This is a genomic window from Erythrobacter sp. S57(2025) (assembly GCF_057365055.1).
In genome coordinates this window covers 1,522,792-1,540,457 of the sequence record NZ_CP200299.1, presented here as the reverse complement: position 1 = coordinate 1,540,457, position 17,666 = coordinate 1,522,792, and the positions used below count along the sequence as shown (strand labels likewise).

14 protein-coding genes and 1 tRNA gene are annotated in these 17,666 nt (G+C 55.0%); 12 read left to right on the top strand and 3 right to left on the bottom strand.

What is annotated here, in order from left to right:
• Positions 1-311: 311 nt before the first annotated feature.
• The 3 genes from AC0V6N_RS07400 to rnd all read right to left on the bottom strand — a co-directional run bounded on the left by AC0V6N_RS07400 (position 312) and on the right by rnd (position 4,259).
• Positions 312-1,982, bottom strand: a complete 1,671-nt coding sequence (locus tag AC0V6N_RS07400) for a BCCT family transporter (RefSeq protein WP_486170936.1) — start codon at positions 1,980-1,982, stop codon at positions 312-314.
• A 163-nt stretch (positions 1,983-2,145) separates the two neighbouring features.
• Positions 2,146-3,042, bottom strand: coding sequence for a hydrogen peroxide-inducible genes activator (locus tag AC0V6N_RS07395; RefSeq protein WP_486170935.1), 897 nt, complete (start codon positions 3,040-3,042; stop codon positions 2,146-2,148).
• Positions 3,043-3,056: 14 nt separating this feature from the next.
• On the bottom strand, positions 3,057-4,259 hold the full coding sequence (gene rnd, locus AC0V6N_RS07390; RefSeq protein ID WP_486170934.1) for a ribonuclease D: 1,203 nt from the start codon (positions 4,257-4,259) through the stop codon (positions 3,057-3,059).
• 197 nt (positions 4,260-4,456) lie between these two features.
• Between rnd and aspS the strand changes: the two genes are divergently transcribed.
• The 12 genes from aspS to AC0V6N_RS07330 all read left to right on the top strand — a co-directional run bounded on the left by aspS (position 4,457) and on the right by AC0V6N_RS07330 (position 17,540).
• Complete coding sequence (aspS, locus tag AC0V6N_RS07385) at positions 4,457-6,262, top strand: aspartate--tRNA ligase (protein WP_486170933.1); 1,806 nt, start codon at positions 4,457-4,459, stop codon at positions 6,260-6,262.
• Positions 6,263-6,330: 68 nt separating this feature from the next.
• Positions 6,331-7,323: a tetratricopeptide repeat protein gene (locus AC0V6N_RS07380; RefSeq protein WP_486170932.1), complete on the top strand. Its 993-nt coding sequence runs from the start codon at positions 6,331-6,333 to the stop codon at positions 7,321-7,323.
• Between the two features lie 15 nt (positions 7,324-7,338).
• Positions 7,339-8,148, top strand: coding sequence for a hypothetical protein (locus AC0V6N_RS07375; protein WP_486170931.1), 810 nt, complete (start codon positions 7,339-7,341; stop codon positions 8,146-8,148).
• 92 nt (positions 8,149-8,240) lie between these two features.
• Complete coding sequence (locus AC0V6N_RS07370) at positions 8,241-8,477, top strand: acyl carrier protein (RefSeq protein WP_067596821.1); 237 nt, start codon at positions 8,241-8,243, stop codon at positions 8,475-8,477.
• A gap of 151 nt (positions 8,478-8,628) precedes the next feature.
• Positions 8,629-9,888 (top strand): beta-ketoacyl-ACP synthase II, encoded by a 1,260-nt coding sequence (fabF, locus tag AC0V6N_RS07365; RefSeq protein ID WP_486170930.1) that lies wholly within the window; start codon positions 8,629-8,631, stop codon positions 9,886-9,888.
• Between the two features lie 3 nt (positions 9,889-9,891).
• Positions 9,892-10,863 (top strand): endolytic transglycosylase MltG, encoded by a 972-nt coding sequence (mltG, locus tag AC0V6N_RS07360; RefSeq protein ID WP_486170929.1) that lies wholly within the window; start codon positions 9,892-9,894, stop codon positions 10,861-10,863.
• A gap of 3 nt (positions 10,864-10,866) precedes the next feature.
• Positions 10,867-11,385: a 2'-5' RNA ligase family protein gene (locus AC0V6N_RS07355; RefSeq protein ID WP_486170928.1), complete on the top strand. Its 519-nt coding sequence runs from the start codon at positions 10,867-10,869 to the stop codon at positions 11,383-11,385.
• 38 nt (positions 11,386-11,423) lie between these two features.
• The gene (locus AC0V6N_RS07350; protein ID WP_486170927.1) at positions 11,424-12,080 is read left to right on the top strand and encodes a cyclic nucleotide-binding domain-containing protein; all 657 of its coding nucleotides are present in this window, start codon (positions 11,424-11,426) and stop codon (positions 12,078-12,080) included.
• A gap of 136 nt (positions 12,081-12,216) precedes the next feature.
• Positions 12,217-12,293, top strand: a tRNA-Met gene (locus AC0V6N_RS07345).
• Between the two features lie 289 nt (positions 12,294-12,582).
• Positions 12,583-13,521, top strand: a complete 939-nt coding sequence (locus AC0V6N_RS07340) for a 2OG-Fe(II) oxygenase family protein (protein WP_486170926.1) — start codon at positions 12,583-12,585, stop codon at positions 13,519-13,521.
• A 193-nt stretch (positions 13,522-13,714) separates the two neighbouring features.
• Positions 13,715-16,987 carry a VPS10 domain-containing protein gene (locus AC0V6N_RS07335; RefSeq protein WP_486170925.1) on the top strand — a complete coding sequence of 1,091 codons (3,273 nt, stop codon included), beginning with the start codon at positions 13,715-13,717 and terminating at the stop codon, positions 16,985-16,987.
• Positions 16,988-17,030: 43 nt separating this feature from the next.
• Positions 17,031-17,540: a PepSY domain-containing protein gene (locus tag AC0V6N_RS07330; protein WP_486170924.1), complete on the top strand. Its 510-nt coding sequence runs from the start codon at positions 17,031-17,033 to the stop codon at positions 17,538-17,540.
• The last annotated feature ends 126 nt before the right edge of the window (positions 17,541-17,666 follow it).

Here is a 17,666-nt window from a genome sequence, read left to right as displayed (position 1 = left end):
ATCAGCGTTTAGCCCAAGAATTGCGCGCGAGCGTTTAAACGCAGCGCTGGCGCAACAGCCCGTTACCAAGCGGTCAGCAAGGTGGCCACAGTGGACGGGTTAGTTTTCAAGAACATCTGATGGCTTGTTGCAGAATAACAACACCGAAATCGACAGGCAGTCAATTGTTAGTATAAAGATATTATACTCTACGACATCTCAAGAAGACTTCAATTTATACTCGAAAATGCAAAAATTGCGGTCAATCTACTCAAATATGACGAAGTGTAGCTTCGGCAATATTTGATTTCATAAAGTGTTGCGCAAAGTCTTCAGGTCGCCGATTGTTCTTCTGCCCATTCTAAGCACGCTTCTTCTGTAGTCGGAACGCCGTGGCGCTTGCGGATCAGGTCGAACACGACCGCTTTGATGATCGATACGCACATCAACGTAACAACGACGGAGAAGGGCAGGGCGCCAATAATCATGGTGATCCGTATCGCGTCTATGCCGCCAAGGATCAGCATCGATCCCACAACGAATGCTAGCGCCGCCCCCCAGAACAAAATGTGATAGCGGCGGCTGCCTTCGTCCTCGCCTGCACCATTGATTGTGTTGACGATAAGGATCGCGCTGTCGACGGACGTGATGAGGTAAGTCATCAGCAAAACGACCACGAGCCCGGATACGATCCAAGCGGTTGTCGGATCAAGGAGTACCGCGAGTGTCGCGTAGAGTTGATCTGAGATGCCGGTGCCAAGGATCGAGCCATTGGCATTTCCATTGAGCTCAAGGTCAATGGCTGTGCCTCCAGCTAAGCCCATCCATAAAAAGCACATAAGCGCAGGGACCAGAGCAACGCCCAGAACATATTCGCGGATCGTGCGTCCTTTTGAAATGCGGGCAATAAACATGCCAACAAAGGGGGCAAAAGCGATCCACCATGCCCAATAAAACACGGACCAATCGAGCTGCCATTGAACGAGTGCATCGCCAGCCTCGCTGCCATCGCTGCTGAACAAAGTGAGCGAGTTAGCTGGTAGAGTGACGATGTAGTCCCAGATGCCAACGCCAAGCAGTTTCAGGCCGTAGAGTCCCGATCCCACAATCGCGAATAGAGCAAGTAGGCCGAAAGAGAGGCCCATATTTAGATTTGAAAGCCATTTGATACCGCGTCCGACACCCGAAAGCGCGCTGATCGTTGATGCGCCTACAAGCACTAGCAGAGAGATCACGATGGCAGTTGCGGAGGCGGTAAGGCCGCCTTCTTCAGTTGGCATCATCAACCAGTCGCCCAGTCCAATCCGGTGAAGTCCGGCGACAAATTGCTGCACTCCCAATCCCATCGTCACGGCTACACCCAAGATGGTGGCAACGACGGCAACGATATCGACCAGGTGGCCCGCGGGTCCGGACATTCGCTCACCAAATAACGGCGCAAGACTGGATCGGATTGTGAGCGGCAAACCGCGCCTGTGCGCAACATAGCCAATGGCCAAACCGACCAAGGCATATGTGCACCAAGCGCCAAAACCCCAATGCAGGAACGTCCACATATAGGCAGAGCGAACTGCTTCCGCTGAACCGCCCTCGATCGTGCCGCGAATAATGTCTGGATTATTGGCAAAATGGGCGAGCGGCTCTCCCGTGGAATAGGTGAGCATGCCAATTCCGATACCGGCACCAAAGAGCATCGAGAACCAAGAGAAGCGCGAAAACTCAGCCTTCTCTCCGGGCTCTCCAATCCGCAGCTTTCCAGTTTGAGGCAGCAAGGCAAGAATGCCGCACACTATGATCAGAGACGCGACCAGATAGATGTACCATCCGCTAAAGGAGGCAATGATGGTCGAGTTCGCGACTTGCAGCGTCTCCATTGCCCTGACCGGGAAAAAGATCGCCCACATGATAATAAGCGAGACGATGATCTTGCCCGGTATCGTCACTTCGCGGCTGAAACCGCTGTAGAAACCCTTGTCATGCGTGTTGATCGGTAACTCGACCAATGGGGGATCTACAGGGGGCTGAGCGACAGGCAGATACGCCTCGTCGGATGATGAGGCTTCGAGCGGCGATTTTGAATTTGAGATGGTGTAACCCGTAATTTGCTATGCGCTTGGGCCGGAGCATAGGGGATCACCCCGAGGATGCAAACCGGAGGCGTGGTTGCTAGCCCTCTCGCAGTTCCTCAGCCAAAAGGCGAAAATCGGCTTCGCGCGGGGAGTTCTTCCGCCAGGCCAACACGATTTCTCGCTTTGCAGTGTCGCTTTTCACTGGGCGCGCGACCACTTGCGTTGTCGCAAGAATCCCCGCGTCGATCGCCATTTCGGGTAGCATTGTTAGTCCCAAATCATGGTCAACCATCTGAACAAGCGTGTGCAGGCTTGTGCCGATCATGCTGGCACTGGCGCGCAATTCGCTGCGATTGCACGCGGCAAGTGCATGATCACGAAGGCAATGTCCGTCTTCAAGCAGGAGCAAGCGCCCCTGATCGATCATGTCCGGCGGGATCTGTGCTGGTGGATCGCGCGGATCATCTTTTGGAAAGGCAACGAACAGTCGATCATCAGAAATATGCTCAAATGCGACATCGCCAGTGTCAAACGGCAGGGCAAGCAGCACGCAATCCACGCGGCCATGCTGGAGCGATTCAATCGCGTCCTGACTGGTTTCCTCGCGCAGCATCAATTGCAAGTCGGGCCGCTCAGACTTGAGGCGTGGCAAAATCCGCGGAAGCATGAAAGGCGCGATTGTCGGGATTACGCTCATGCGCAACTGTCCGGAAAGCGGCTTTCCAGCGGCCTGTACCAGGTCAGAAAGTTCCTCTGCCTCGCGAAGCAAACGGTTGGCTTTTGCCACAACCTGCTCACCCAAAGCGGTGAAGCGGACGACGCGGCGAGAACGCTCCACGAGCGTTACGCCAAGCAGCGACTCCAGTTCTCGAATGCCCGCTGACAATGTCGACTGGGAGACAAAACTTGCATCGGCTGCGCGGCCAAAATGGCCATGCTCATGCAACGCCACAAGATATTGCAGCTGCTTGATGGTGGGGAGGTAAATCGACATTGCGCGTGCCTAGCCTATTCTGACGCCAGCGCTTCTTCCATGCTTGCTTGCATGTCGTCGATATGGGTCATCGTAAGCTTGCCGTCTTTGACAGCGAAGGCGAGCTTGCCTTCGACCAATTCAAGCGCGTCTTTGCCGAACACGTCATAGCGCCAGCCTTGCAGCACTTTCAAATCGCGCACGCCCGCAGCCAAGGCTTCCATTTCGTCTGCGCGGGTTAGCAATCTGGCGGCAACATCAATTTCACGGGCACGGATTTTAAGAAGCAGCTTGAGCAGGTCCGCAACCAGCGCGCCTTCTTTTCCCAAAGGTGCGCCACGTTTCATTTTCTCGGGCATCTCTTCTTTTGGGAGTGGTTCAGCATCGGCGATGACCTTCATCAGACGCTTGCCAATGTCGTTGTCTTTCCAAGCTGTCGAAAGCCCGCGCACTTTAGCAAGATCGCCCTGCTTCTTAGGGGGATGAGAAGCTATATCGGCCAGAGTTTCATCGCGCATGATCCGCCCGCGCGGGATATTCTTGTGCTGAGCTTCTCCCTCGCGCCATCCGGCCAGTGCCTTCAATCGGCCAAGCACCTGCGGATTTCGGCCCGGCTGGCGAATGCGTTTCCATGAAGTTTCGGGGTCGATGATGTAGTTGGAGACTTCTGCGAGTTTCTCCATTTCAGCATCAAGCCAATTGCCGCGGCCCGTTTTGATCAGCTTTTTGAGGATTTTCGGGAAAATCTTCGACAAATGGGTCACGTCACCGATGGCATATTCGATCTGCCGGTCTGTAAGCGGGCGACGACTCCAGTCGGTGAAGCGAGCGCCTTTGTCGATTTGGATGCCGAGCCAATGGTCGACCAGATTTGCGTAGCCGATCTGTTCAGACTGGCTGATCGACATCATGGAAATTTGCGTGTCGAAAATGGGGAAGGGGGTCTTACCCGTCATATTGACGATGATTTCGACGTCCTGACCGCCCGCATGAAATACCTTCAAGACGTCTTCATTGTCAGTCAGCAGATCGAGAAGGGATGTAAGATCGATGCCATCTGCCAGCGGATCAATCGCGGCGGCTTCTTCAGTGTTTGCGATTTGCACCAGGCACAGTTCCGGCCAATAGGTGTTTTCGCGCATGAATTCGGTATCAACCGTAACGAAATCCGACTTCGCAAGGCGCTCGCACAGGTCATCAAGCGCTTCGGTTGTGGTGATTAGATCATGTATTTTCATTGTATCTTCTTGTTCGTTTGAGCGGAGTGCCGCTCTCGGGTCCAACGTGGTCCCTGTCATTGTAAGAGGTACGCGACTTGACAAAGTGAGTGCCTTGCCCTGTTAGCGCGCGCATGTCTGCGCAGGTGATTTAGCCCCCGCGCGAAAAACGCTGGCGCGCCCTTAGCGCCATACCTTTAAGCAGGACAAGAGTTTAGATGCACGCTTACCGTAGTCACACTTGCGCACAACTTTCCGCTGAAAATGTGGGTGAAACCGTCCGTTTGTCGGGCTGGATGCACCGCAAACGTGATCATGGCGGCGTTTTGTTCGTCGATTTGCGCGATCACTATGGAATCACTCAGCTGGTAGCGGATGAAGATTCGCCCGCTCTCGAAGTGTTCGACAAGCTCCGCGCCGAATCGGTCGTGACTATCGACGGTGAGGTGAAAGCCCGCACTCCTGAGACGGTGAATAAAGATCTGCCGACGGGCGAGATCGAAGTATTTGTCCGCGCAATTACGATTCAGAGTGCTGCTGAAGAGCTGCCGATGCCGGTCGCCGGTGAACAGGAATATCCTGAGGACATTCGTCTCAAATACCGTTTCCTCGATCTTCGCCGTGAGACCATGCACCGCAACATCATGCTGCGGTCAAAAGTCATCACTTCGATCCGCAATCGCATGGTTGAGCAGAACTTCACTGAATTTCAAACGCCAATTCTGACGGCGTCTTCACCAGAGGGCGCGCGTGACTTTTTGGTGCCGAGCCGCATGCACCCGAACAAATTCTACGCGCTTCCGCAAGCGCCGCAGATGTTCAAGCAAATGCTGATGGTGTCTGGCTTTGATCGCTACTTCCAGATCGCACCGTGCTTCCGCGATGAAGACTTGCGCGCTGACCGCAGCCTTGAGTTTTATCAGCTCGATTTTGAAATGAGCTTTGTGACGCAGGAAGACGTGTTTCAGGCGCTTGAGCCTGTTCTTGGCGGACTGTTTGCAGAATTTGCAGACGGCAAGACTGTCACGCCTGTGGGCGAGTTTCCGCGCATTCCGTATGCCGAAGCGATGCTCAAATACGGTTCTGACAAGCCCGACCTTCGCAATCCACTGATTATATCAGATGTCACAAGCCACTTTGAAAAGAGCGGGTTCGGCCTGTTTGAGAAGATCGTAGGCGGTGGCGGGGTTGTCCGCGTGGTGCCGGCGCCAAAAACCAATGAAAAGAGCCGCAAGTTCTTCGACGATATGAACAATTGGGCGCGCAGCGAAGGCTTTGCGGGTCTTGGCTATGTGACCCGCAAGGGCGGTGAATTTGGTGGTCCAATCGCCAAAAACCATGGCCCAGAGCGCATGGAAGAGCTCTACAACGAGCTTGGTCTTGGCCCCGACGACGGCCTGTTCTTCGCCGCTGGCAAAGAGAAAGACGCCGCCAAACTGGCAGGGGCCGCTCGCACGCAAGTTGCTGAACAACTCGGCCTCATCGAAGAGAACTGCTTCAAATTCTGCTGGATCGTCGACTTCCCGATGTTCGAGTATGACGAGGAAGCCAAGAAGGTCGATTTCAGTCACAACCCCTTCTCGATGCCGCAAGGCGAGATGGAAGCGTTGGAGACAATGGATCCGCTCGAAATCAAGGCATGGCAGTACGACATTGTCTGTAACGGTTATGAGCTCAGCTCTGGCGCGATCCGGAACCACCGCCCCGACATCATGTACAAAGCTTTCGAGATTGCCGGTTATGACAAGGAAACAGTCGACCGCGAATTCTCCGGCATGATCGAAGCGTTCAAACTGGGCGCGCCTCCGCATGGCGGCTCGGCGCCTGGCATTGACCGCATCGTTATGCTGCTCGCTGGCGAAGAAGCAATCCGCGAAGTGATCGCCTTCCCAATGAACCAAAAGGGCGAGGATTTGATGATGGGCGCCCCGTCCAAAGTCGAGCCTGCTCAGCTGCGCGAATTGATGCTGCGGCTGGTTGAACCTCCCCAAAAGCCGACAGCGCAAGATGGCCAGGGCGGCTAACGGCTGTTCAGTTTCAATACAGTTTAACTGAACAAAAAGCGGGCCAATCACTCAATTAGGGGCATAAAATGAGTAATTGGTCACAAGCAGTCGCGAAAACCGCAATTGGTGCTTTGGTGCTGGGGCTTGCGCAAACGGCAGCAGCGGAAACAATCCCTGTAAGCGGTGTGTATGCGCCGCGCGTGGACGTGCCTGCCGACGTGCAGCTCATTGAAGTAGAGCGGTTTCGCGGTGACTTGGGCCAAGATGTCGAGCTTGCGCTCAGCAATGTCCTAGGTTCTGTGACCGTCCGAGGGGAACGCTGGTTTGAACTGTTAAGTCCAAACGCCTTGCGCACGTCCGTTGTTGAAGTTGAGGGCAATGACGGCACGATCACGACCAGCGCACTCACAGCCGATGCAACCTTACGCGGCACAGTGCGCAGCGAAGCAATCGAGCGCAGCGTTGATGACAAGATTGAACGTGAATGCATCGCCCGGGATGACGATGGCAAATGCACTGAGCGCCGCCAGATACGCATCGAGTGCAACGAACTATCGGTCCGGGTAGATCCGCGCATTTTGCTGATGAGTGCGAGAGGCGAGCAGCTATATTCTTACGATTTCTCTCGCACGCAGGCGGAACGTTTTTGTGCCGACGAGAATGACGTTCCCTCCATCCTCGATATGGCGAATTCCATGGTCGATCAGATCGTAAGCGATATTCGCGCTGACCTTGCTCCGCGCGAAAGCCTGAGGAATATTCGCGTTATGGAGCGTCGCCGTGATTTGCGGCGTGAAGATCGCGGACCATTCCGTGATGCGGTTCGCGCGACAAACGAAAGCATCGAGGCCGCCTGTGCTGGCTTCGAAGCATTGGAAGCGGCCAACCCTTCGCATGTCTCTGTCCTTTTCAACATCGGGCTTTGTTTTGAAAGTGGAGGGGAACTCGAGGGCGCTCAAGAATACTACAATCGCGCACTCGCCATCGATCCCGATCGCGACTATCCCCGTGAAGGCATGAGCCGCATTCGCAGCCGCCAGCTTGGCGAAGCAATGCTGGCTCAGCGAGAGGCTCTTTAGGTCAGGTGAAACCAAATGCGCGGTGTGAGCGAACCGGTCACCATGATGCTCACTCGCCGCAACGCACTTGTCGGATCGCTCGCCGCGTCAGCAGTCCCGTTAATGGGGTGCAGCGCTGGGGCTGGTGTCTCTGGTCAGACAAATCTGACGCGGGTGCATGTGATGGGTGTGATCCATTCGAACCACCGGCGCAGCCAAACCTACTCGCTCGACATTCTCGAAGCGGCCATTCGCAAAGCAGCACCAGACGTGGTTCTTACAGAGATACCGCCAGACCGGGTCGAGAAGGCGATAAACTCGTTCCGTGAAACGGGCGCAGTGGATGAGCCGCGAACTGAGGTGTTTCCCGAATACACTGATGTGCTTTTCCCACTTAGCCGCGACATGGGCTTCCGCATTTTGGGAACGGCGGGCTGGACTAGGGAGATCGCGGACAATCGCCGGGCGGTCCTCTCCCAAATTGAAAATGACCCAGCGCGAGGCCGTCAATGGGCGGAGCACCGGGCCGCAAGCCGCGAATACTCACAACGGATTGCGGGCAGGGGAGATGATCCGCTGTTCATCCATACTGATGAGTTTGATCAGCTCGTCGAAGCCTCTCGGACCCCTTATCAACGTCATTTTGACGAAGATTTGGGCGCAGGCGGCTGGACGCAGATAAACAGGGCGCACACCAATCTTATCAACAGCGCACTCGATTTGATCTCCGGATCAGGCCTTAAGGTGCTGATAACATTCGGAACTGCGCATAAATATCTGATACGAAGAAGCCTTGAGGCGCGCGAAGACGTGGAATTGCTTAGGACGGCTGACCTGTTTGAGTGAATTTCGTGCATGCATCTTGACTTGCGCTCAATCGAACGCACCTCTAGGGCCAAGGACGTTTTTCAAAACCCCACAATTCAAGAGGGATACACATGAGCGATACTGCCGACCGCGTGCAGAAAATTGTCGTCGAACATCTCGGCGTCGAAGGTGACAAAGTCACTCAGGAAGCAAGCTTCATTGATGATCTGGGCGCAGACAGCCTCGACATCGTTGAGCTGGTAATGGCTTTCGAAGAAGAATTTGGCGTCGAAATCCCCGATGATGCTGCTGAGAAGATCAGCACAGTTGGCGATGCGACCAAGTTCATCGAAGAACATAAGGGCTAATCGCCCTCAGCTTGCCTGCTGCCCTTATTGAGGGTGCGGGCCTCTGATCGACAGGCCCGAGCCCTTTTGAAAAAGGGTGTTCGGGCCTGTAGTCATTCAGGAGCTCTGAAACTATTCGGAGCGGACCAAATTTGCGCCTTTGGAGAGTTGAATGCGCCGTGTTGTCGTAACAGGACTAGGTCTCGTCACCCCACTCGGAGGCGATGTTGAAACTTCTTGGAATAATCTGATCGCAGGTGAAAGCGGTGCAGGGCCAATCACGCGCTTCGACCCTGAGGGGCAAAAGTGCACGATTGCATGCGAGGTCAAGGACAAGGAACACCCTTGGGGTTTTGATGCGGATAAGCGCGTCGATGGTAAGGTGCAGCGGCAGGTCGATCCCTTCATCATCTTCGGGATCGACGCAGCGGGGCAGGCTTTGGAAGACGCAGGTCTCACCGATCTGTCTGATAAAGAGAAAGAGCGCGTTGGCTGCTCAATTGGTGCAGGGATCGGCGGTCTTCCGGGCATTGAGAAGGAATCGGTCAATCTGCATGAGCGCGGCCCTGGCCGTGTGAGCCCACACTTTGTGCATGGTCGCTTGATCAATTTGGTAACCGGCCAAGTGCAGATCAAATATGGCTTTATGGGCCCGAACCACGCCGTTGTGACAGCGTGCTCAACCGGTGCGCATTCGATCGGTGATGCTGCGCGCATGATCATGATGGACGATGCTGACATCATGCTCGCTGGCGGTGCGGAGAGTACAGTGAACCCGCTTGGCATTGCAGGATTTGCCCAGGCGCGCGCGCTCAACACAAGCTTCAACGATCGTCCAACTGAGGCAAGCCGTCCTTACGACAAGGACCGCGAAGGCTTTGTCATGGGCGAGGGCGCAGGCGTTGTCGTGCTCGAAGAATACGAGCATGCGAAAGCGCGCGGTGCAAAGATTTATGCCGAGGTAACAGGATATGGCCTATCCGGTGACGCCTATCATGTGACCGCGCCGCATCCCGAAGGGAAAGGCGCTGAGCTGGCTATGCGCATGGCTCTCAAAAAAGCAGGACTCGGCCCTGGCGATATCGACTATGTGAATGCTCACGGCACGTCGACAATGGCGGATACGATTGAATTGGCGGCAGTAAAACGCGTGTTGGGCGATGATCTGAACGGCGCATCGATGAGCTCAACAAAGAGCGCCATCGGACATCTCTTGGGCGGCGCTGGCGCGGTTGAGGCGGTGTTCTGCATTCTTGCAATGCGTGATGGCGTCGTTCCGCCAACTTTGAACCTACACAAGCCAGATGACGGGACAGAAGGTATCGACCTTGTTCCGCTAACGGCGAGAAAGCGTGAGGTCCGCGCGGTGCTCAACAACAGCTTTGGCTTTGGCGGCACTAACGCGTCGATCATCATGCAGAAGGTTGATTAAGTCATGAAGCGGCTCGGCTGCATTGTCGGGCTTGTGCTGGCCCTAGTGGGTGCCGCTGCACTGTTTTTCAGTGGCAGCGTGCTTGGCGAGGCGACCGTTGAGGAGGAAACTCCCTTCATTATCCCAGCTGGCTCCTCGTTGAGCGCTGTGGCCAATGATCTTGAAGAAGGGCGTCTGATTAGCTCAGCTGACGGTTTCCTGCTGAACGCGCGGCTCTTTGGCTCCTCTGATCCCATTCAAGCGGGTGAATTCCAACTGACCCCCGACATGTCGCAAGGCGATATCCTCACCGCCTTTCAATCGGGAGATGTTATCCGACGGTTTGTGACGATCCCCGAAGGCATGCCCTCCGTTCTCGTGTGGGAACGGTTGATGGCGGAGGAACTGCTTACGGGCGAGGTCGAGGTGCCGCCTGAAGGTTCCATCTTGCCTGATACCTATGCGTTTGAACGGGGGCAGGAACGGGGCAAGTTGGTCGAGCAGATGCAGGCCGCTATGGACTTGTATCTGGCAGAAGCCTGGGCAGAGCGGGGCGATGATATCGCAGTTGATACTTTGCGAGAGGCTTTGATACTGGCTTCGATTGTTGAGAAAGAAACAGGCACCCCCGAAGAACGCGGTACGGTGGCTGGCCTCTATTCCAACCGCTTAAAGGTGGGGATGATGCTGCAAGCCGATCCGACGATCATCTACCCGATCACGCAAGGTAAACCGCTTGGTCGGCGCATTCGTCAGTCTGAGATTGCAGCGGTCAATGGTTACAACACCTACACGATGATCGGTTTGCCACGCGGTCCGATAACGAATCCGGGGCGCGAAAGTATTGCAGCCGTCCTCAATCCAGAAGGGCACGACTACCTTTTCATGGTTGCCGATGGCACAGGCGGGCACGAATTCAACGCCACTCTTGAAGGTCATAACGCTGCCGTGGAACGTTGGTTTGAATTACGTAGGGAACGCGGAGAGATGGACTAAACCTTGGCTCGTCCGTTTATTCTTACCGCGGCACTACCAGCGGAGATCCAAGGCTGGGCCGAAGCTCTGCGACAAAAGCACTATCCCTCTGAGCGAAATCATTTGCATGCGCATGTCACCATGTTTCACTCCTTTGCCCCGTCACTGCTTGAAGAATTGAAGGACTTCATTCCCAAACTGGCTGCTGAATTCGCCCCTCCCCAGGCATTTGTCAGCGGGCTTCTCGATCTGGGCAGCGGCACAGCTATCGCATTGCAAAGCGAGCCATTGTTGGAGCTGCGCGCGCTGATCGCAGAGCATTTTCATGGTAGTCTGACCGCGCAGGACCTTTACGAACCGCGGCCCCACATCACCATCCAAAATAAGGTCACAAAGCGCGAAGCCAGAGCGCTTCAGGCCGAGCTAGCACCGACAATCGAAGCGCGGAGTTTTGCATTTCCTGCTCTGGAACTGCATTTGTATCAGGATGGACCTTGGGAATTGGTGAAACGCAGCGGGTTTCGCGGACGAGAAGAGCTGTAGCGCGCTTCGCCATCGGACGAGCGGATTGAGGGTTAGAGATGCAGAATTTCGGTTCAATCTTAGGCTGGCTTGCAGGCATGGCGCTGGTGTTCGCTATGGTCCCGCATCAAGTTCGCCAAATCAGACTGTGGAGTCTTGCCGGCGGTATCCTTGCGACGGCGTTGTTTGCTTTCACGCAAGGGCTGGGCGCGGGACTGGCTCTGGCGCTCGTGTTCACTCTCATCAACGCTGCACGTCTTTTTGAATTGCATAACCGCGCCAGGTCAGGCGTCATGACAAAAGAAGAACGTGAGTTGTTCGACCATGTGATGAAGATCGAAGAACCCAACCAGCAAAGTCGATTGCGCGATCTGATGATGTGGGAAGATGTTTCCGTCGGCACTCAATTGATCAAACAAGGTCAGGCGGATCCGCCACTCATCTATATCGCCAGTGGCCGTGCAGAGATTGAGCGAGACCTTGCTATTGTAAGCGAGTGCGGCGCGGGCGAGTTTTTAGGAGAGATGAGCCACGTCTCAGGCGAGCGTGCGAGCGCGACAGTGACAGTCACGCAAGACATGCGTCTAGCGCGCCTGGATCGAGATGCACTCGGTCAACTTGCAGGCAGTTTGCCCGAAATCGGAAAGGCGGTTGACCGCGCATTTAACAGGTCTCTCGCCGTCAAAGTGCTCCGTATGAATGAAAGCTCCCGGTGACATTATTGATAAGGGCGAAAGCTCAGCGAAAAACTGAGGTTGACCATGGCGGGTCAGCGCCCTAAACGCGCCGCTCGTTTGAGGGCAAATCCCTCGCGAATCTCGTCCGACATCAACGCAGACGGGAGCCCGATGGGGCGGAGTAGCTCAGGTGGTTAGAGCAGCGGAATCATAATCCGCGTGTCGGGGGTTCAAGTCCCTCCTCCGCTACCATTCTTGCACACAACCCAAATCATGCGTTTGATCTCAGGCCAGATGCTTTCCTTGAGGATTGTCCGCAAAATACGCTTTGGGTTGCATCATGTTGTCGATAGAGTGCTTGCTTTGTTAACAATGCAAGATCCGCATGGCCGACACCCGACCCACTTATCAAATTTCTTCGCCTTCTATTCGGCCTTATGTTCAACCACTATGGCCTGGCGCGTTGGCTATGCCGATAAGCGCGCGCGACGAAACTGGTCGCAGCATAAGTACCGCCGATGATCACTTGTCGGGATGCCATATGCTCTTGGCCTTTCTTGGCGACCCAGACGGTGAAGAAGCAAAGGCATTGCTCAGGGCGCTGGCAGCTACTGAAACACAGTTTGATGCCGCGGACGCAACTGTCTTGGTAGTCAGCGCCTCAAGCGATGGTGCACAAAATAGAGGGCTGAAGCGCGACACCGGGTTTCCTTGGCCAATCGTTGGCGATGCATCGGGCGCTTCTTTCGCATCTTATGGGCTTCACAAGGGAAGCGACCTTACATCCCGGCTGGTGCTGCTCACACCGTTTAGGCAAGTCCGTGCTTGGTTCGACATGGACGGGGACGCCAGCTCAACACTGGAGACAATCATGGACACGATAAAGGCATCGCAGGCAGCAGAAGAAATGCGCTGGAGCCCGCCACATGCACCGGTGCTAATTGTGCCCAATGTGCTTTCAAGCGAAGAGTGCGGCAAGCTGGTCGAAACTGTCGAAACGGACGCGCCATTTATGGTCAGGCGGCCACAGCCAGGAGAGCTCGGAGGCAACTACAAAATGCCGGTATATGAATACGATCGGCAGGATAGAGTTGATCTGATAATCAAGGATAAGAACCTGATTTCATTCCTTGATGAGCGGATTTTTGGCAGAGTTGTGCCAATGATCAAGAAGTCATTCGCGTTCGATGTCACACGCCGCGAGGACTTACACATTGCTCGTTACGTTGGTTCGCGGGGAGGCTTTTCAATCGGCCACCGAGACAATACAAACCCGGCAGGAGCACACCGCCGCTTCGCTCTTTCGATGAGCCTAAATGATGAGTACGAAGGTGGTGGCATCGCCTTCAAAGAATTCAGTCCGCAAGGATATCGGGTGCCCGCCGGTACGGCGATGGTGTTCTCGTCGTCATTGCTTCACGAGGTGCAAGAAACGACGTCGGGAGTGCGCTACAACCTGATTTCGCACCTCTTCAGTTGACTATGCTTCTAACGCCTAGACGCGCTCATCAATAAAGCTCGACGAGTTTGCGGCCGTCGCCAGAACGAGGTGATCTTGAACCTTCATGAGCTGATTGCAGTGCATCGGGAAACACGATAAGCCTGCGGCAGAGATATTGTATCACGTCTGAGTAATGGGCTGGTGGCCGTTCGCGTGGTGCAGGGGGGCAAATATGAACTTCTCCAAATTCCTGATCACGATCCTGCTGGCTTTTGGTCTTGGCAGCGCTGCAATTGCTCAGTCTGAGGAAGGCGAAGAGCAGCCTGCACTTTCAAGTGGTACGTTTGAGGCTTTCAATCTGCGCGGCATCGGGCCTGCATTTATGTCAGGGCGGATCGCAGACATTGCGATTGTGCAGGACGACCCGGCGACTTGGTATGTTGCGGTTGGCTCTGGCGGGGTTTGGAAAACAGAGAATGCAGGGACCACGTGGACCTCGCTTTTCGATGGTCAGGGTTCCTATTCAATCGGCGCGCTTGGCTTGGACCCAAGCGATCCCAGCCGGATCTGGGTCGGCACTGGTGAAAACCACGGCGGGCGTCATATCGGCTATGGCGATGGCATCTATCTTTCCGAAGATGGCGGCCAAACTTGGGAGAAGAAAGGCCTCGAAGGATCAGAGCGTATTGGCAAGATCATCGTTCACCCTGAGGATTCTGACACGGTATGGGTCGCAGCGCAGGGGCCGCTGTGGTCGGGCGGCGGCGAGCGCGGTGTCTACAAAACGACCGACGGCGGCGAGACATGGGAAAACGTGCTCTCTTCGGGTGAGTACACTGGCGCAGGTGATCTTATCATCGACCCGCGTGACCCCGATCGCCTTTATGTCGCCATGTGGCAGCGCCAACGGACAGTTGCCGCCTATGTCGGCGGTGGCCCTGAGAGCGGGCTATGGCGGTCCGAAGATGGCGGTGAAAGCTGGGACGAACTGAGCACCGGCCTCCCATCAGGCAATATGGGCAAGATCGGTATCGCGATCTCTCCCATGCAACCGGATGTTGTTTACGCTGCGATAGAACTTGATCGGCGCGAAGGGGGCGTGTGGCGCTCCAGCGATCGCGGTTCAAGCTGGAGCAAGATGTCGGATACAGTTTCTGGCGGAACAGGCCCGCATTACTACCAAGAACTGTATGCAAGTCCGCACTACTTCGATCGGATATATCTGGTGTCAAACACGTCACAGATTTCCAACGATGGTGGCAAGACGTTCAGCGGTCTCAACAATGAACTGAAGCACGTTGATGACCATGCCATCGCTTTCCGGCCGGATGACCCAGAATACATCCTGTTCGGCTCCGATGGGGGCCTTTATGAAAGCTATGATCACACGCAAACATGGCGCTTTATCAGCAACCTGCCGGTGACCCAGTTCTACAAAGTCGCGGTCGACGATGCTGAGCCGTTCTACTTTGTTTATGGCGGCACGCAGGACAACAATTCGCAAGGTGGTCCGTCGCGCACGGATAACCGTCATGGCATCCGCAATGATGACTGGTTCATCACCTTGTTTGCTGATGGCCATCAATCCGCGACCGAGCCGGGCAACCCTGACATTATGTATGCGCAATGGCAGCAGGGAAACCTTGCGCGAGTGGACCGGATCACCGGTGAAGTCGTCCATATCCAGCCGCAGCCCGCGCCAGGCGATGATATCGCCCGATGGAATTGGGACGCGCCAATCCTTGTCAGCCAGCATCAGCCAACGCGCATCTATCACGCATCGCAGCGACTTTGGCGCTCTGATGACCGCGGCGACAGCTGGCGCGCAATCTCTCCTGACCTGACTCGCAATCAAAATCGTCTGCGCCTGCCAGTGCAGGGCAGGCAGTGGAGCTGGGATGCTGGCTGGGATCTGCTGGCTATGTCGCAGTACAATACGATTGCGAATATTGGAGAAAGCCCGCTCAACGAAAACCTGCTTTATGTGGGGACGGATGATGGCCTGATACAGGTCACAGAAAATGGCGGAGAGACGTGGCGCCGGGTTGAAGTGGGTTCCATGCCGGGCGTTCCCGACACTGCCTATGTCAACGACATCCGGGCCGACCTATTTGACGAAGACACGGTTTATGTCGCGCTCGACAATCATAAATATGGTGATTTCACACCTTACCTTTTGAAGAGCACGGATCGTGGCAGGACTTGGCGCAGTATCAAAGGTGACATTCCTGATCGCCATCTGGTGTGGCGCGTTGTGCAAGACCATTTGAACCCGAACCTGCTATTTACAGCGACCGAGTTTGCGCTGTTCTTTACGCTAGACGGCGGGAACAAATGGGTGGAACTTTCAGGTGACGCGCCCACGATTGCATTCCGCGATGTCACCATTCAGCGCCGCGAAGACGATCTTGTAGCTGCGAGCTTCGGTCGCGGCTTCTACATTGTTGATGACATCTCACCACTTCGCACGCTCAGCGAAACAAGCCTGGATCAGCAAGCGATGCTCTTCCCCGGCCGAGATGCGCTTTGGTATATAGAGCAGCATCCGCTCGCCTTTTCCGAAGGCGGATCACAAGGTCACGGATATTTCCGGGCACCAAACCCGCCATTTGGAGCAAACTTCACCTATTATCTCGCCGACAACGTCCAATCGCTTGAGGAGCAACGCCAGGAGCGCGAAGGACCTCGTGCGAAGGCTGGACAGGACAATCCTTTCCCAGATTTTGGCACACTGACGCGAGAGCTTCAGGAAGAAGATCCGACCATCTGGCTGACGGTTCGCGATGCAGACAATAACATTGTGCGCCGTATCAAAGGGCCTGCGAAGCGAGGGTTTCACCGGGTGAATTGGGATCTGCGTTTCCCCGATATGAGCGAAGCAAGTGCAACACCTGCAGGCGAAGATGAACCTTCCGGTTTCCTAGTCTCGCCAGGGCGTTACACGGTTTCGATGGCGATGCGAGTGCGAGGGCAAACGACTGAACTTGTTGGTCCGCAACCTTTCACGGTTAAACCGCTTCGTGATGGTGCAATCCCTGCTCAGGCTGATGCGCAAGAATTTTGGGCTGAGATCGCTTCGTTTGATCGGTCAGTTACTGCCGCTGCGCGAACACTGACGGATGTGGAAGCAAAGCTTGGCCAAATGGCGGTCGCTGTAAGTCGTACGCAGGGCGGCGATCCGACTGTGCTCCATGATCGGCTTGATACGATCCGGGCAGAAGTAAACGCGATAAGTGAGCTGATGAATGGCAACCCTGCGCGCAACGCCATTGCCGAGCGCAATTACCCGACTGTGAGAAGCCGGCTAGGGGTGATCATGACGGGGCTGTTTGGATCTACCTATGGGCCGACCCAAACCCACCGCGATCAACTGGGTTATGCCAAGGCAGATTTCGAACAGGTGCGTTCAAGGTTGACCGCTTTGGTGGATTCGACCATCCCTGCCTTCGAAGCGGAGCTTCAAGCTGCTGGTGCCCCGTGGGTTCGTGGAAGTGCGATCCCTTAAGCGCTAGACAGTTGATGTCCGTGTTCCTCTATCGGCCGCGAGAATGAACCCCAAACGCCTCTTTCGTCAGATTCACTACTGGCTTTCGCTAGCTGTGCTTGTTCCGGCGCTGATCATGTTTGGCGCAGGATCGCTGTTGATGCTCAAGAAAGAGGTTGAATGGGTTCAGCCCGGCACACAGCGCGGCGTTGCGGAATTGCAATTGCCTGACGCGAGTTTTGCCGAATTGCTGGAAGCTGCAAGGCAGCATCCCGAGGCAGGCATTGATGAATGGTCAGACATCGACCGGATTGACCTGCGCGTTGATCGTGGAATCGCCAAAATCAGGGCGGTTTCAGGCTGGGAAGTGCAGGTCGATACCAAGACTGCAGAAGTGCTCAGCGTTGCCTATCGGCGTTCAGATTTGATCGAGAGCATTCACGATGGTTCCTTTTTCTCTGACGCGGTGAAGCTCTATCTCTTCCTCCCAACGGGCCTGCTCTTGATCATAATGTGGGGCACTGGTGTTTATCTCTTCTTGTTGCCGCGATTGGCGAAGGCAAAGAAGAGTTGAAAAAATCGCAATTGAGTACCCGCTTGCACTATTTCTCAGGTGAAAAATCCGACAATAGAAAGGGTCTATACGCGTAATTCCCTAGTGCTTTACTTTAGACACATCGGTATAAGTGTCTAGTTTTCG

What these genes read in the sequence shown, in the direction of transcription:
- mltG (WP_486170929.1), top strand. Translation starts at nt 9,892, where the DNA reads ATGAAGCGGCTCGGCTGCATTGTCGGGCTTGTGCTGGCCCTAGTGGGT.
- AC0V6N_RS07380 (WP_486170932.1), top strand. Translation starts at nt 6,331, where the DNA reads ATGAGTAATTGGTCACAAGCAGTCGCGAAAACCGCAATTGGTGCTTTG.
- AC0V6N_RS07340 (WP_486170926.1), top strand. Translation starts at nt 12,583, where the DNA reads ATGCTCTTGGCCTTTCTTGGCGACCCAGACGGTGAAGAAGCAAAGGCA.
- fabF (WP_486170930.1), top strand. Translation starts at nt 8,629, where the DNA reads ATGCGCCGTGTTGTCGTAACAGGACTAGGTCTCGTCACCCCACTCGGA.
- AC0V6N_RS07330 (WP_486170924.1), top strand. Translation starts at nt 17,031, where the DNA reads ATGAACCCCAAACGCCTCTTTCGTCAGATTCACTACTGGCTTTCGCTA.
- aspS (WP_486170933.1), top strand. Translation starts at nt 4,457, where the DNA reads ATGCACGCTTACCGTAGTCACACTTGCGCACAACTTTCCGCTGAAAAT.
- AC0V6N_RS07395 (WP_486170935.1), bottom strand. Translation starts at nt 3,042, where the DNA reads ATGTCGATTTACCTCCCCACCATCAAGCAGCTGCAATATCTTGTGGCG.
- AC0V6N_RS07375 (WP_486170931.1), top strand. Translation starts at nt 7,339, where the DNA reads ATGCGCGGTGTGAGCGAACCGGTCACCATGATGCTCACTCGCCGCAAC.
- AC0V6N_RS07370 (WP_067596821.1), top strand. Translation starts at nt 8,241, where the DNA reads ATGAGCGATACTGCCGACCGCGTGCAGAAAATTGTCGTCGAACATCTC.
- rnd (WP_486170934.1), bottom strand. Translation starts at nt 4,259, where the DNA reads ATGAAAATACATGATCTAATCACCACAACCGAAGCGCTTGATGACCTG.
- AC0V6N_RS07335 (WP_486170925.1), top strand. Translation starts at nt 13,715, where the DNA reads ATGAACTTCTCCAAATTCCTGATCACGATCCTGCTGGCTTTTGGTCTT.
- AC0V6N_RS07350 (WP_486170927.1), top strand. Translation starts at nt 11,424, where the DNA reads ATGCAGAATTTCGGTTCAATCTTAGGCTGGCTTGCAGGCATGGCGCTG.